The organism is Pseudomonas caspiana (assembly GCF_002158995.1).
GTDB classification, from domain to species: Bacteria; Pseudomonadota; Gammaproteobacteria; order Pseudomonadales; family Pseudomonadaceae; genus Aquipseudomonas; species Aquipseudomonas caspiana.
This window is the reverse complement of the sequence record NZ_LOHF01000009.1, coordinates 92,483-107,602: the sequence shown is the minus strand read 5'-3', so window position 1 is coordinate 107,602 and position 15,120 is coordinate 92,483. Positions and strand designations below refer to the sequence as shown.

At 58.0% G+C, this 15,120-nt stretch carries 16 protein-coding genes; 12 read left to right on the top strand and 4 right to left on the bottom strand.

What is annotated here, in order from left to right; genetic code table 11:
* Window positions 1–81 precede the first annotated feature (81 nt).
* From AUC60_RS12860 to AUC60_RS12850, 3 genes are all read left to right on the top strand, one after another.
* The gene (locus AUC60_RS12860; protein ID WP_087267599.1) at window positions 82–537 is read left to right on the top strand and encodes a MaoC family dehydratase; all 456 of its coding nucleotides are present in this window, start codon (window positions 82–84) and stop codon (window positions 535–537) included.
* Window positions 538–672: 135 nt separating this feature from the next.
* Window positions 673–2,397 carry a C13 family peptidase gene (locus tag AUC60_RS12855; RefSeq protein WP_087267596.1) on the top strand — a complete coding sequence of 575 codons (1,725 nt, stop codon included), beginning with the start codon at window positions 673–675 and terminating at the stop codon, window positions 2,395–2,397.
* A gap of 25 nt (window positions 2,398–2,422) precedes the next feature.
* Window positions 2,423–3,064: an oxidoreductase gene (locus AUC60_RS12850; protein WP_087267593.1), complete on the top strand. Its 642-nt coding sequence runs from the start codon at window positions 2,423–2,425 to the stop codon at window positions 3,062–3,064.
* Between the two features lie 312 nt (window positions 3,065–3,376).
* On the opposite strand, the gene AUC60_RS12845 is transcribed toward AUC60_RS12850, so the two are convergent.
* From AUC60_RS12845 to mpl, 3 genes are read right to left on the bottom strand one after another with little or no spacing between them, the layout of a single operon-like run.
* Complete coding sequence (locus AUC60_RS12845; protein ID WP_087267590.1) at window positions 3,377–3,661, bottom strand: YceK/YidQ family lipoprotein; 285 nt, start codon at window positions 3,659–3,661, stop codon at window positions 3,377–3,379.
* Window positions 3,654–4,283 (bottom strand): flavin prenyltransferase UbiX, encoded by a 630-nt coding sequence (gene ubiX / locus AUC60_RS12840; protein ID WP_027897914.1) that lies wholly within the window; start codon window positions 4,281–4,283, stop codon window positions 3,654–3,656. Before ubiX ends, AUC60_RS12845 begins: the two co-directional genes overlap by 8 nt.
* Window positions 4,280–5,629 carry a UDP-N-acetylmuramate:L-alanyl-gamma-D-glutamyl-meso-diaminopimelate ligase gene (gene mpl / locus AUC60_RS12835; RefSeq protein WP_087267587.1) on the bottom strand — a complete coding sequence of 450 codons (1,350 nt, stop codon included), beginning with the start codon at window positions 5,627–5,629 and terminating at the stop codon, window positions 4,280–4,282. Before mpl ends, ubiX begins: the two co-directional genes overlap by 4 nt.
* A gap of 256 nt (window positions 5,630–5,885) precedes the next feature.
* Here mpl and exaC point away from each other — a divergent pair, with 256 nt between their 5' ends.
* The 9 genes from exaC (at window position 5,886) to AUC60_RS27860 (ending at window position 14,373) form a co-directional block, all read left to right on the top strand.
* A complete protein-coding gene (exaC, locus tag AUC60_RS12830) occupies window positions 5,886–7,406 on the top strand; it encodes an acetaldehyde dehydrogenase ExaC (RefSeq protein ID WP_087267584.1) in 1,521 nt (506 codons plus the stop codon).
* Between the two features lie 341 nt (window positions 7,407–7,747).
* Window positions 7,748–9,142: an ethanolamine ammonia-lyase subunit EutB gene (locus tag AUC60_RS12825; RefSeq protein WP_087267582.1), complete on the top strand. Its 1,395-nt coding sequence runs from the start codon at window positions 7,748–7,750 to the stop codon at window positions 9,140–9,142.
* Window positions 9,139–9,990, top strand: coding sequence for an ethanolamine ammonia-lyase subunit EutC (gene eutC / locus AUC60_RS12820; RefSeq protein ID WP_087267579.1), 852 nt, complete (start codon window positions 9,139–9,141; stop codon window positions 9,988–9,990). Before AUC60_RS12825 ends, eutC begins: the two co-directional genes overlap by 4 nt.
* 88 nt (window positions 9,991–10,078) lie before the next feature.
* Window positions 10,079–10,537 (top strand): GNAT family N-acetyltransferase, encoded by a 459-nt coding sequence (locus tag AUC60_RS12815; RefSeq protein ID WP_087267576.1) that lies wholly within the window; start codon window positions 10,079–10,081, stop codon window positions 10,535–10,537.
* 334 nt (window positions 10,538–10,871) lie between these two features.
* Complete coding sequence (locus AUC60_RS12810; RefSeq protein WP_087267573.1) at window positions 10,872–11,519, top strand: DedA family protein; 648 nt, start codon at window positions 10,872–10,874, stop codon at window positions 11,517–11,519.
* A gap of 3 nt (window positions 11,520–11,522) precedes the next feature.
* Window positions 11,523–12,335 carry a M90 family metallopeptidase gene (locus tag AUC60_RS12805; protein WP_087267570.1) on the top strand — a complete coding sequence of 271 codons (813 nt, stop codon included), beginning with the start codon at window positions 11,523–11,525 and terminating at the stop codon, window positions 12,333–12,335.
* Window positions 12,336–12,446: 111 nt separating this feature from the next.
* Complete coding sequence (gene ppa, locus AUC60_RS12800) at window positions 12,447–12,974, top strand: inorganic diphosphatase (RefSeq protein WP_003317259.1); 528 nt, start codon at window positions 12,447–12,449, stop codon at window positions 12,972–12,974.
* 377 nt (window positions 12,975–13,351) lie between these two features.
* On the top strand, window positions 13,352–14,077 hold the full coding sequence (locus AUC60_RS12795; RefSeq protein ID WP_087267567.1) for a LexA family transcriptional regulator: 726 nt from the start codon (window positions 13,352–13,354) through the stop codon (window positions 14,075–14,077).
* A gap of 119 nt (window positions 14,078–14,196) precedes the next feature.
* Window positions 14,197–14,373 (top strand): hypothetical protein, encoded by a 177-nt coding sequence (locus AUC60_RS27860; protein WP_158099120.1) that lies wholly within the window; start codon window positions 14,197–14,199, stop codon window positions 14,371–14,373.
* Between the two features lie 353 nt (window positions 14,374–14,726).
* Here the strand turns inward: AUC60_RS27860 and AUC60_RS12790 are convergent, their stop codons facing one another.
* Window positions 14,727–15,011 carry a hypothetical protein gene (locus tag AUC60_RS12790; RefSeq protein WP_238599572.1) on the bottom strand — a complete coding sequence of 95 codons (285 nt, stop codon included), beginning with the start codon at window positions 15,009–15,011 and terminating at the stop codon, window positions 14,727–14,729.
* Window positions 15,012–15,120: the final 109 nt, after the last annotated feature.

Sequence of the window (15,120 nt, the reverse complement as noted above, 5' to 3'; positions counted from 1 at the left end):
TTGTGTCGCACGCGAAGGCAAAATCCTACGCAATAAAAAGTAAAAAGCGACAACAACATCAGTAGAACAAGGAGAGTGGACATGCCTTTTGTACCTGTTGCAGAACTCAAGGACTACATCGGCAAGGAATTGGGACATTCCGAATGGCTGACCATCGATCAGGAACGCATTAATTTATTCGCCGAAGCCACGGGCGATTTCCAGTTCATTCACGTCGATCCGGTCAAAGCTGCGCAGACGCCATTTGGCGGGACCATCGCCCATGGCTTCCTGTCGCTGTCGTTAATTCCCAAGCTAATGGAGGACCTGCTGGTTCTGCCTGAAGGTTTGAAAATGGTGATCAACTATGGGCTGGACAGCGTTCGCTTCATTCAGCCGGTTAAAGTCGATTCGCGCGTTCGTCTAAAAGTCGCGCTGACGGAAGTGACCGAGAAAAAACCCGGCCAATGGTTGCTCAAAGCCACGGCAACGCTGGAAATAGAAGGGCAGGAAAAGCCCGCGTTCATCGCTGAGCCGCTGTCGATGTGCTTCGTGTAACACCACCAAAACACGAAACAGTCGTTACAGACTGTTTCGTCGCTAATACTCGCTGCGGCATACTCCCTGCGGCTGTGCACAGAACGCCCTCACTCCTCATCTGCACACCTGAAATCATATTGTTCGGGATTGACCATGCGCGCGCTTGTTCCTTTGGCTCTGACTTTTCTTCTCGCTGCTTGCGGCGACGGCGAACCGCTGTCCCCGCCTGATGCGCGCCTGCCAGACGGCGGGCGCTATCGCGGCGACGTGGTCAACGGCTTGCTGCAGGGGCAAGGTCGGATCGACTACCCCAACGGCAGTTGGTATGCCGGGGAGTTTCACGACGGGTTATGGCAAGGCAATGGCGAATGGCACGCGAGCAATGGCGACACTTATAAGGGCGGCTTCGCCAACGGCCTGTTCGACGGCCAGGGCACACTGATCACCCACGGCGGTATTTACGTCGGCGGTTTCAAACAAGGACGCCGCGAGGGTGAAGGCACGCTCAAAGAAAAAGGCCTGACTTATCGCGGCGCCTTCAAGGCCGATCAGTACGAAGGGCTGGGCCGAATCGAACTCGAAGACGGCAGCCAGTACCAAGGCATGTTTGCCCGCGGCAAGCCCAACGGCGAAGGCCTGCGCAGCGACGCCAGCGGTAACCAGTTCAGCGGCAAATTCGTCAACGGCAAGCTGGAAGGGAACGGTAGTTTTACCAGTGCCGAAGGCGATCAATACGTCGGCGGCTTTCGCAACAACCAACTGGATGGTCGCGGCCGCTACGAAAACAGCGATGGCGACGTTTGGGTCGGTCAGTTCAGAGCTGGCGCGTTAAACGGCAAAGGCGAACTGATCGGTGCCGATGGCAGCCGTTATCAGGGCGAATTCACTAACTGGCGCTTTACCGGCCAGGGCCGCTTGAGACTGGTGGACGGCAGCACCTACGTTGGGCAATTCGCTGATGACGTCTATCAGGGCCAAGGCGTGCTGACGCCGATTCAGGGCAGCGTGCAAAGCGGCACGTGGGCCAACGGCCAATTGATCCGCGACGCCAAAGGCAAGTTGCTACCCGACGCACTGGAAGCTGGCTTGCTGGCGCAGGGCCCGCTGCTGGAAAAATCATTGTCGGCAGTTCCTGCTTCTACGCCATCGGTGGAGTTGTTCAGTCTGGTGGTGGGTGGCGACGGCAAACAAAGCGTGTTCCTGCGCGAAGCCGACTACGTCAATAATTTGCTGGCCTCACGCTTCGGGGCTTTTGGGCAGATCACGCTGGTCAACCATCGCGACCACATGATCGATCGTCCTTTGGCCACCCGGGAAAGCATCAGCCGTGCGGTAAAAACCCTGGCACAACGCAGCGGTCCGGAAGACCTGGTGTTCATTTACCTGACCAGCCACGGCACTGCCGAGCATGAACTTGTGCTGGATCAGCCACGCCTGGAACTGGCCGACCTGCCCGCCGACGAACTGGCTGAAGCGCTGGCACCGCTGAAGAATCGCGACAAAGTCATCGTCATTTCGGCTTGTTATTCCGGCGGCTTCATCCCTGCGCTGAAAGACGACCGCACACTGATCATGACTGCCTCCCGCGCTGACCGGGTTTCCTTTGGCTGTTCGGAAGAAGCGGACTTCACTTATTTTGGCGATGCACTATTTGGCAAGGCGCTGGTCGAAACCGATGACCTGCAACAAGCCTTCAGCGACGCCAAAGCATTCGTCGCAGAACGTGAGATAGCAGATAACTACGAAGCGTCTGAGCCGCAGATCTGGGCACCCAAGGGCGTGATTTCCCGCTGGCAATTGCTACGCAAAAACCAGGCGGAACGGGCCCTGAATACCACGATGATCCGCAAGGAAGCGAAGACTGCTGCAAGCCACTAAGCTGTCGGTATCAAGGGAGAACTTTATGTACTTGACGCCTCAACACATCCTGCTTGCGGGAGCTACCGGCCTCACCGGCGAACACTTGCTGGATCGCCTGCTCAATGAACCCACTATAAGCCGCGTGCTGGCACCGACTCGTCGGCCAGTGCCCGAGCATTCGCATCTGGAAAACCCGGTCGGCGAACTGAGCGGGCTGTTGCCCGGTTTGAGTGGGCAGGTCGATATCGCGTTCTGCTGCCTGGGTACGACGATCAAGCAGGCCGGTTCGCAAGAGGCATTCAAAGCAGTTGATCTGGATCTGGTCGTGGCCTTCGCCAAACGCGCCCGGGAGCTGGGCGCAAGGCACTTGCTGGTGATCAGCGCGATCAATGCCGACACGAGATCCAGCGTTTTCTATACGCGTATCAAAGGCGAGATGGAGCAGGCGCTCATTGCCCAGGACTGGCCGCAACTGACCATCGCCCGCCCTTCCCTGCTGGTAGGCAACCGTAGCGAACAGCGTCTGGCTGAGCAACTTGCAGCACCATTGGCCAAGCTGATTCCGGGAAAATATGGCGCGATTGAAGCGTGCACGTTAGGCAGAGCGCTTTGGCGTCTGGCGCTTGAAGAGCAATCAGGGGTGCGGATTGTGGAGTCGGATGAATTAAGGCGTTTGGGGAAGTGATTTCCTGAAACCAGCGCCCCTCTCAAACAACTACAACTATCTGATTGGGAATACTTTCCTGTAGGAGCTAACGAGCATCGCGAGCAAGCTCACTCCTACAAGTCTGTGTTGTTTCGCGACTGCGGCGTGTCAGGGATGCAGGTCCAGATTTAATTTAATCCTGTAGGAGTTCACGAGCATCGCGAGGCAGCGATGGCGTCCTGCTTGATAAATCGCTATCGCGGCCTCGTGGTGCTCGTGCGCTCCTACAGGTCTACCGTTTGCCGCGAGACAGCGGAGCGCCTATAGATCTGACAGCCTATACACAGCGAATTACAACCCACCACTCGCTTGAAAGCCCACACCTGCCGCAGTCAACAGTGACAACGGCAGCAACAGCGTATCGAGCAACGCGCTGGACGGCAGGTCCAGGCCTGGATAGCTCGGCGCATGTGCACCGAAACGGTCCATTGCACAGCAGCCCCCCTGCATCGCATACAAATCCAGCCGCGTACCGGCATAGACCACCGGCGCACCGGGCTGTGCAGAATTGAGCGTGCGGGCGGTTGCGCAGCCCGTCAGGCTCAGCGCCAGCGCAATCAGCAGCAGCTTACTCATCGCCGCCCATGTGGTGCTCGCCCCAGCGCGGCAGCATGTCTTGCGGGATGTTGAGCAGGTTGAGAATCCGCGCCACAACAAAGTCCACCAGATCATCAATGGTCTGTGGCTGGTGATAAAAGCCGGGCGAAGCAGGCAGAATCACAGCGCCCATGTTCGACAATTTGAGCATGTTTTCCAGATGAATGCTGGAAAACGGCGCCTCTCGAGGGACCAGAATCAACTGCCGACGCTCCTTGAGGGTCACGTCAGCGGCGCGCTCGATCAAGTTGTTGCAAGCGCCGGTCGCAATCGCCGACAACGAACCCGTGGAACACGGCACCACCACCATCGCGGCAGGCGAGCCCGAGCCCGAGGCCACCGGCGACATCCAGTCTTCCTTGCCATACACCCGAATTTGCCCTGCGGCGGCACCGGTGTATTCAGTGAGAAACGCCTGCATCATCGCCGACTTCGGTGGCAGCGAAACGTCGGTTTCAGTCGCCATCACCAGTTGCGCGGCCTTGGAGATCAAAAAGTGCACTTCGCGATCTTCACGTACCAGACAATCCAGCAGGCGCAAGCCGTACTGCGCGCCGGACGCGCCGGTCATCGCCAGGGTAATGCGCTCCGGGCCACTCATTGCAGCGCCTCGGCGAGTTTGCCATGCAGGCCGCCAAAGCCGCCGTTGCTCATGATCACCACGTGAGTGCCGGGCTGAGCCTGACTTTTCACGCGGGCAATGATGCCTTCCAGAGAATCGCAGACCACTGCCGGTACTGAACATTGCGCTGCGGTCGCGCCCAGGTCCCAACCCAGATTGGCCGGTGCGTACCAGACCACCTGATCAGCCTGCTGCACGCTTTCCGGCAAACCGTCGCGGTGAGCGCCGAGTTTCATGGAGTTGGAGCGCGGTTCGATGATCGCGATCAAGGGCGCATCACCGACTTTCTTGCGCAAGCCATCCAGCGTGGTGGCGATGGCGGTCGGGTGGTGAGCGAAATCGTCGTAAATAGTGATGCCGCGCACTTCCGCGACTTTTTCCATGCGACGTTTGACGCTTTTGAACGCGCTCAAGGCTTCGACGCCCATCGCCGGTACCACGCCAACATGGCGCGCAGCTGCAAGCGTAGCCAAGGCATTCGCAACGTTGTGCTGGCCGGTCATGTCCCAGTCAACCGTTCCCTGTACTTCGCCTTCGAAGATCACTTCGAACTGCGAACCGTCTTCGCGCAAAAGACGTGCTTGCCACTGACCGCCTTGACCAGTGGTCTGCACGGGCGTCCAGCAGCCCATCTGTATCACGCGGGTCAGCGCAGGTTCGGTGGTCGGATGAATGACCAGACCTTCACTCGGGATAGTCCGCACCAAGTGATGGAACTGGCGCTCGATAGCAGGCAGGTCGGGGAAGATGTCAGCGTGATCGAACTCAAGGTTATTGAGGATTGCGGTGCGCGGACGGTAATGAACGAACTTGGAGCGTTTGTCGAAGAAGGCGCTGTCGTACTCGTCGGCCTCGACCACGAAGAACGGCGTGCCGCCCAACCGGGCCGACACCGCGAAGTTCTGCGGCACGCCACCGATCAGGAAACCGGGGCTCATGCCTGCATGTTCCAGCACCCAGGCCAGCATGCTGCTGGTGGTGGTCTTGCCGTGAGTACCTGCGACTGCCAGCACCCAGCGACCTTGAAGCACATGATCGGCCAGCCATTGCGGGCCGGACACATACGGCAAACCTTTATTGAGCACATATTCAACGGCAGGGTTGCCACGCGACAGCGCGTTGCCAATCACCACAACATCCGGCGCAGGGTCCAGTTGAGCCGGGTCATAACCCTGCGTCAGCTCGATGCCCTGAGCCTGCAATTGCGTGCTCATCGGCGGATAGACATTGGCGTCGGAACCGGTCACCCGATGTCCCAACTCTTTGGCGAGCACCGCCAGAGAACCCATGAACGTGCCGCAAATACCAAGGATATGAATATGCATGACCACCTCTTAAAACATCCGCGCAGGTTAGCGCAGGGAGGGTGAAATGGCACTTAGTGTTTGTCGGGGCGACTGGCACTGCCTTTAGGAGCGCACGAGTCGGGGCAGGAACTTAGAGACCGCTGCATCTCCAGAAACCACCCGATTCGAGTCTACCGGCAAAGCCCGCCCCTTTGCTCTACGCTTGAACAACCGCACGATTCAGAGCTACTGTCATGGCAGCTCTCCCAACAACAAAAAATCAGGAGAAATCACCATGCGTTACGCACATCCCGGTACCGAAGGCGCTCTGGTCAACTTCAAGGAACGCTACGGTAACTATATTGGCGGCGAGTTCGTTGCGCCGGTCAAAGGTCAATATTTCACCAATACCTCGCCGATTACTGGCAAGCCTATCGCTGATTTCCCGCGCTCCACTGCCGAAGACATCGACAAAGCTCTGGATGCAGCCCATGCCGCTGCCGACGCCTGGGGCACAACCTCCGTGCAAGAGCGCTCCCTGACCCTGCTGAAAATCGCCGATCGCATCGAGCAAAATCTCGAGATCCTGGCGATCACTGAAACCTGGGACAACGGCAAGGCCATCCGCGAAACCCTCAATGCCGACATCCCGTTGGCAGTCGATCACTTCCGCTATTTCGCAGGCGTATTACGCGCTCAGGAAGGCACCGCAGCCGAGATCGACGGCAATACCGTGGCTTATCACATACATGAACCGCTGGGTGTGGTCGGGCAGATAATCCCGTGGAACTTCCCGATCCTGATGGCCGCGTGGAAACTCGCTCCCGCCCTGGCAGCGGGTAACTGCATCGTCCTCAAACCCGCCGAACAAACGCCTCTAGGCATCAGTGTGCTGGTTGAACTGATCGGCGACTTGCTGCCGCCTGGCGTGCTCAATATTGTCCAAGGTTACGGCCGTGAAGCAGGTGAAGCCCTGGCCAGCAGCAAGCGTATCGCCAAAATCGCCTTCACCGGCTCGACCCCGGTGGGTTCGCACATCATGAAGCTGGCGGCAGATAACATCATCCCGTCCACCGTCGAGCTGGGCGGCAAGTCGCCGAACATCTTCTTCGAAGACATCATGAACGCCGAACCCGAGTTCATCGAAAAAGCCGCAGAAGGCGTGGTACTGGCGTTCTTCAATCAGGGCGAAGTCTGCACCTGCCCTTCCCGCGCGCTGGTTCAGGAGTCGATCTACCCGCAGTTCATGGAAGTGGTGATGAAGAAGGTCCTGAAGATCAAGCGCGGCGACCCACTGGACACCGACACCATGGTCGGCGCGCAAGCGTCGCAGCAGCAGTTCGACAAGATCCTCTCTTATCTGGAAATCGCCCAAGGCGAAGGTGCCGAGCTGTTGACAGGTGGCAAGGTGGAAAAACTGGAAGGCGATCTGGCGACCGGTTATTACATTCAGCCAACGCTGCTTAAAGGCAATAACAAGATGCGCGTCTTTCAGGAGGAAATCTTCGGCCCGGTGGTCAGCGTCACCACCTTCAAGGATGAAGCCGAAGCAGTGGCTATCGCCAACGACACCGAGTTCGGTCTGGGTGCTGGCCTGTGGACGCGAGATATCAACCGCGCTTACCGCGTAGGCCGCGCAATCAAGGCCGGTCGCGTGTGGACCAACTGCTACCACCTGTATCCGGCGCACGCGGCGTTCGGCGGCTACAAAAAATCCGGCGTTGGTCGCGAAACCCACAAAGTCGCGCTCGAGCACTATCAGCAGACCAAAAACCTGCTGGTGAGCTACGACACCAACCCGCTGGGCTTTTTCTAAGCCAGGTTGATTGACTGCCAATGGCCTCTTCGGAGGCCATTGGTGTTCTCGAAGGCACGCGTAAACCCTTGTGGGAGCTGAGCTTGCTCGCGATAAGGCTGGAGACGGTTCACTTGAGATCGCATCCAGCCTTATCGCGAGCAAGCTCAGCTCCCACAGGGGGATTGCATTCCAGCTCAGAGAGAGCTTAACGCTCCAAATTGGTTCACAAACCGCCGTATCCCACCGCATTCACGACACATCCACCCCGGTAATTGGCGACTTAGCCCGTGATGGAGTATTAATTGCTTACTTTGCTGCCTTCGCCCCGAACTTGAACCGGGGCGTCATGGAGAATGTGTATGGCAAGCTTTTCCCACTCCGTCGGCGCACAGACGTATCGCTTCGATAGCCTCAAGGACGTCATGGCCAAGGCCAGTCCCGCGCGTTCGGGGGATTTTCTGGCGGGCGTAGCAGCGCTCAACGATGGTGAGCGGGTTGCCGCGCAAATGGCGCTGGCGAACATTCCGCTCAAACACCTCCTCGAAGAAGCGCTGATCCCGTATGAGCAGGACGAAGTCACCCGGCTGATCATCGATACCCACGACACACTGGCTTTCGCCCCCGTCAGCCATCTGACCGTAGGCGGCTTCCGTGACTGGCTGCTCAGCGACAAGGCCGACGAAGCCAGCCTGCGCGCCCTAGCTCCCGGCCTGACACCAGAAATGGCAGCCGCCGTATCAAAGATCATGCGCGTTCAAGATCTGGTGCTGGTGGCGCAGAAGATTCGTGTGATCACAAAGTTTCGCGGCACCTTGGGCCTGCGCGGTCGCTTATCGACACGCCTGCAACCCAATCACCCGACAGATGAACCCTCCGGTATCGCCGCGAGCATTCTTGACGGCCTGCTGTACGGCAACGGCGACGCCATGATCGGCATCAACCCGGCCACCGACAGCACCTCGTCTATCGTTGCCCTGCTGGAAATGCTCGACGCAATCATCCAGCGCTATGAAATCCCGACTCAGGCCTGTGTGCTGACCCACGTCACGACATCGATTGAAGTGATCAACCGCGGTGTGCCAGTGGACCTGGTCTTCCAGTCGATTACCGGCACCGAAGCGGCCAACTCCAGTTTCGGCATCAACCTCAATCTATTGCAAGAAGGTTATGAAGCCGGTTTGAGCCTGAATCGCGGCACGCTGGGCCAGAACCTGATGTATTTCGAGACGGGCCAAGGCAGTGCACTGTCTGCCAACGCCCATCACGGCCTCGATCAGCAAACCTGCGAGGCCCGCGCCTATGCCGTTGCGCGGCACTTCAACCCGTTTCTGGTCAACACCGTGGTCGGCTTCATCGGCCCGGAATACCTGTACAACGGCAAGCAGATCATTCGCGCCGGGCTTGAAGATCACTTCTGTGGCAAGTTGCTGGGCGTGCCCATGGGTTGTGACATTTGCTACACCAACCACGCCGAAGCCGATCAAGACGACATGGATACCCTGCTGACGCTGCTGGGCGTGGCGGGCATCAACTTCATCATGGGCATTCCGGGCTCTGACGACATCATGCTCAACTACCAGACCACCTCGTTCCACGACGCTCTCTACGCCCGGCAGACGTTGGGGCTGCGGGCTGCGCCGGAATACGAAGCATGGCTGGAAAAAATGGGCATCTTCACCCAGACCGATGGCCGCATACACTTCGGTGACAGCCTGCCACCCGCCTTTCGCAACGCTTTGGCGCATCTGGCATGAGTGACCAATTGATGGACGATCTTCCTGAAAGCAAACCCGACAACACGCCAAACCCGTGGCTCGAACTGCGCCGCCTGACACCCGCGCGGATTGCCTTGGGACGCACCGGCACCAGCCTGCCGACCAGCGCGCAACTGGATTTCCAGTTTGCCCATGCGCAGGCTCGGGACGCTGTGCATTTGCCGTTCGATCACGCAGCGCTCAGCGAACAACTGGCCGCCAAAAATCGCGAGACCCTGCATTTACACAGCGCCGCAGCGGACCGGGACAGCTACCTGCAACGCCCGGACAAGGGCCGTCGACTGGACGAAGCCTCGGCGCAAACCCTGCGCGACTATGCAGCAGCGCATCCCGACGGGATTGATGTCGCCGTGGTGGTCGCCGATGGCTTGTCTTCGCTGGCCGTTCATCGCCACACCGTGCCGTTTCTGGCGCGGATGGAAGAACTGGCCAGCGCCGAAGGCTGGACGCTTTCGCCGGTGATTCTGGTGGAACAAGGCCGGGTCGCCATCGCTGATGAGATCGGCGAACTGCTCGGTGCAAAAATGTCGGTGATTCTGATCGGCGAACGTCCCGGCCTCAGCTCGCCGGATAGCCTGGGCCTGTATTTCACCTACGCCCCCAAGGTCGGCCTCAATGACGCGCACCGCAACTGCATCTCGAATGTGCGACTGGAAGGGCTGAGTTACGCAATGGCCGCGCATCGTCTGCTTTACTTGATGCGAGAAGCCTGCACACGGGGTTTGTCCGGGGTCAATCTCAAGGACGACGCGCAATTGAACAGCCTGGAATCCGACGAGCCACTGAACACCAAGGGCAACTTCCTACTCGCGGGGCCATCGGACTGAGCATTAGATTGCGCTTTCTAAACGCATTCGGCAGCATCGGGCGGCAAGCCTGATAGAACATTTGTCATCGAGAAGTTGAGGCCCAACCATGCGGATTGTTAAAGCCACACTGGAACACCTGGACCTGCTAACCCCGCTATTCGTCAAATACCGCGAGTTCTATGGCGAACTGCCGTTTCCGGATTCGTCCCGTGCCTTTCTCGAGAAACGCCTGAGCCGCGATGAATCGGTGATCTATCTGGCGCTGGCTGCCGACGATGACAAAAAGCTGCTGGGTTTTTGTCAGCTGTATCCAAGTTATTCGTCGCTGTCGCTGAAACGTGTATGGATCCTCAACGATATCTATGTCGCCGAAGACGCCCGCCGCCAACTGGTCGCCGACCACCTGATGCGCACCGCAAAGAAAATGGCCAAAGACACCCAGGCCGTCCGCATGCGCGTGTCGACCAGCAGCAACAACGAAGTGGCACAAAAGGTCTACGAATCCATCGGGTTTCGCGAAGATACTCAATTCAAAAACTATGTCTTGCCGATCAGCGAGGATTAAACGGTTATAGGAATCTCCCTCGTGGGAGCAGAGCTTGCTCGCGATTCAGGCGCTGAGTTACGTCAGACAGACCGCGTAATCTTTCATCGCGGGCAAGCCTCGCTCCCACAGCGACCGCGCGACCTCGTAGGACCGGCTTTAGCCGAGAGGGCGTCGTCCCGGACGAAAGATATGCCGCAATGTGACGGCCCTCTCCCGGCTAAAGCCGGTCCTACGGCAAACAGGTTCTATGTTTCCCCCTCCCCACCCATTCTGCTTCTATAATCCCGCCGCAACCCCTCAGTAGTTACTTCCGCACGTGACCCGGTCTGGGTCTCCGCTATTGGTGCCATACATGGATTTCAACCCGCTCGACCTGATTCTGCACTTGGATGTGTACCTCGATTTACTCGTAACCAACTACGGCACCTGGGTCTACGCGATCCTGTTTCTGGTGATTTTTTGCGAAACCGGTCTGGTGGTGATGCCGTTCCTGCCGGGTGATTCGCTGCTGTTTATCGCTGGCGCAGTAGCAGCCGGTGGCGCTATGGACCCCGTGTTGCTGGCTTGCCTGCTGATGTCTGCAGCGATTATTGGTGACAGCACTAACTACATCATCGGCCGCACCGCCGGGGAAAAACTCTTCCAGAACCCCAACTCGAAGATTTTCCGCCGCGACTATCTGGCACGCACTCACGAGTTCTACGACCGCCATGGCGGCAAGACCGTCACCCTGGCGCGATTTCTGCCGATCATTCGCACGTTCGCGCCGTTTGTCGCCGGTGTCGGCAAAATGCATTACCCACGCTTCCTCGGTTTCAGCGTGCTGGGCTCGGTGCTGTGGGTCGGCAGTCTGGTCTCCCTCGGCTACTTCTTTGGCAACGTGCCTTTCATCAAGAAGAACCTGTCGGTATTGGTGCTGGCGATCATCGTGGTAACGCTGCTGCCAATGATCATCAGCGTGGTGCGCGGTCGTATGGCTCGCTCGGCGGACGCCCGCTAAAGCATGTGGTCGTTTAGCCAATGGCGTCGACAACGCAGGCTGGCCAAGAGCCCGGTTGCCCCCGAACTGTGGCATCGGGTGCGTCAGGGCTTGCCGATCCTCGATGGCCTGAGCGCCGAACACGACGCCCTGCTGCGGGAAAACAGCGTGCTGTTCCTGCAAGACAAGCACATCACCTGTTTGCCGGGTGTCGAACTCAACGACGAACAGCGCCTGCATCTCGCCGCACAGGCTCAACTGCCATTGCTCAACCTTGGCGATCTGAACTGGTATCAGGGGTTTCACGAACTGGTGATCTACCCCGACGACTTCGTCAGCCCACAGCGCCATCGCGACCCCAGCGGCATCGAACACGAATGGGACGGCGAACACAGCGGCGAAGCCTGGCAGCAAGGCCCGGTTATCCTCGCGCTGCCCGGCGTGCTGTCCAGTGGCAACTGGGAGCAGTACAACCTGGTGATCCACGAACTGGCGCATAAACTCGACATGCTTAACGGCGACGCCAACGGTCTGCCGCCGCTGCACGGCGACATGCAGGTCAGCCAGTGGGCCAGCGTCATGCAGCACGCCTACGACGACATGAACCGCCAGCTTGATGCAGATCCAGACATCGAAACCGCCATCGACCCCTACGCCGCCGAAGACCCGGCCGAGTTTTTCGCCGTGACCAGCGAATACTTCTTCTGCGCGCCGGACCTATTGGCCGACGCCTACCCGGCGGTCTATCAGCAGCTCAAAGCCTTCTATCGTCAGGACCCGCTCAGCCGCCTGCAAACCCTGCAGCGTGATGAACCTTCCTACCAGAATCAGGACTAACCCCTGCAGGCTGCCACGCGTGGCAACACCAACAGAATATGCCTATAATCCGGCCCACTTTTTGGCGTAACCAGCCAAAGCCGTCTGGTCAATCAAGGGGGGCAATGCCCAATGAGCTACAGCAAGATTCCGGCCGGTAAAGACCTGCCGAACGACATCTACGTCGCGATCGAAATTCCGGCCAACCACGCGCCGATCAAATACGAAATCGACAAAGATTCCGATTGCCTGTTCGTTGACCGTTTCATGGCGACGCCGATGTTCTACCCGGCCAACTACGGTTTCATCCCGAACACCCTGGCTGACGACGGTGACCCCCTCGACGTGCTGGTCGTGACCCCTTACCCAGTGACTCCAGGTTCGGTTATCCGCGCCCGTCCAGTCGGCATCCTGCACATGACCGACGACGGCGGCGGCGATGCCAAAGTCATCGCAGTCCCACACGACAAGCTGTCCCAGTTGTACGTCGACGTGAAGGAATACACCGACCTGCCTCCACTGCTGCTGGAGCAGATCAAGCACTTCTTCGAGAACTACAAAGATCTCGAAAAAGGAAAATGGGTGAAAATCGAAGGTTGGGGCAACGCAGACGCTGCCCGTGCCGAGATCACCAAATCGGTTGCTGCCTACAAAGGCTGATCGATTGCTGCATCGTCAACGGAGTGTCTGCCAGCAGATGCTCCGTTAACATCCCTCGCAAAACCCTCCTTTCTCTTTCAAACGCTCCCGCAAACATTCACGCCGATTAGTCTTCCTGCGAAAACAATCAGGTTTTTTCAGTAAACACGCACCAAACAAACAACCCCCCTTGTTAAACCCGATAAACAAACCTCCCCACCTGCAATTGCGCACCGAGCAGAGTACGCACTGTTTACCTGCCGCCAACTAATGACAGAAGCCGCCTACAAAACCCGCAAAACCCTGTAATCCCGCGGCTCGCAAGACAATTAGACGCACCGCTCATTTGAACACCTCGTTTATTTAAACCCGTTACCGAGCGCCGTAAACTCGGGGTCATGAATACATCAGGTGATCGACTACGCGCCCTCCTGCGGGAGTGCCATCTCTCAGCCACGGACTTCGCCGCCAACCGGAAAGTCACGCCTCAGCATGTGAACAACTGGTTCAAGCGTGGCATCCCCATGGCCCGGCTGGACGAAGTGGCTGAACTGTTAACCGTCAACGCGCGGTGGCTGCGCACGGGCGAAGGCCCCAAGCACCCGTGCGACTCGGCCAATGAAAACAATGGCGGCGACAGCGGTGCGTCCCGTCACACCAGCCGCAGCTCGCTGCGCAGCGACGTGGAAGTGCCGGTCTATAAGGAAACCGAATCGGACACCGGCGACGTCCTCATCGCCGAAGCCCCCGGCAAGAAAGTCCGCCTGCCGCTGCACGTGCTGCAAAGCATGAACATCAACATCGACAACGCCATCTGCGTCGCCATGATCGGCAACAGCATGGCCGACAAAATCCAGGACGGCTCCGTAATCGGCATCGACCGCGGCCTGACCCGCATCATCGACGGCGAAATGTATGCCCTCGAACACGGCGGCATGCTCCGCGTGAAATACCTCTACCGCCTACCCGGCAACGGCCTGCGCCTGCGCAGCCACAACAGCACCGAACATCCTGACGAACTGTTCACTGCAGAACAGATCGAGCAACAAGGCATCCGCGTGCTGGGCTGGGTGTTCTGGTGGTCGACGCTGAATACGCGACGCCATGCGATAGCGTTTCGGTGAGCTGATCCATCGTGGGGTGGACACCTCTCTGTAGGAGCTGCCGAAGGCTGCGAATCGGTCGGTCATGAACATGCTTTCGCAGCCTTCGGCAGCTCCTACAAAAAATCGTGGCGCGTCAGATGGACTTTCATTTCGCCGACAGCCACGACGACAGATCTTCCAACAAAGTGTTTCAAGACTGGGCAAGCGCCGCGAACATCAGTATCCTCTGCGCCATCCCGGCCCGAAGTACACAACGCTTCGATGCCGACGGTTACGCCATGCTGAAACCTGAGCGGCATAACCATCCAAATTAGCGCCAGCTTGCTGAGCGCACCTGTTAAAGGCGAGCACGGTTTGCCAAAAACAAACCAAGTTCGTCCTTGAGAAGCCGGCCACAAGCCGGCTTTTTAGTGGGCGATGGAAAGTAATTTCGCCCCCAATAAAAAAACCCGCCGAAGCGGGTTTTTTGTCCAGTACCATTCCAACTCCCTGTCGGCAGTATCCTTTCATGGTCGATCGTCCTTGATCCTGACGGGCTTCCTGCTCGTCAGTGGTTGGATCCAAGATTATGCCTGTCGGGCATGTCTGAAAATGGCAGTTTTCTCTATCGCGTGTAAGCGTTTGGCTATGTGCGGATTGAGACTTTTCGAAAGGTCACCGAAACAAATCAATCAACGAATCCAGAATCTTCCGTAGCGTCTATACCAAGCCTCCTGCGCCTGGCGACCAACGCCCGCCGAAACGACAAATCCGCATATGCCATGAACAACCGAGCCAAGTGACTCAGCGCGGCGTCCTCCCCTTCGCTGCCGACAATAAAGTCAAAACCCAGAGTGCGTTTGTGTTGGTCGGGCAGTTCCTCCCAGCTTGTCATCAGGTAGGCGTAAATCGCGCTGACAATTTGAAGTTTGGTCAGGTTTTCAGGAAGTGAAGCGGATACAGTGCAGTTCATAAATGGCTCAAGTCCTTGCGTAATTGCGAGCCATTTTTCAATGCTGACGCCTTGATAACCACACGCTATAGCGTGCGTTTTCCTGAATTTTGGCGGTATTTGATAACAG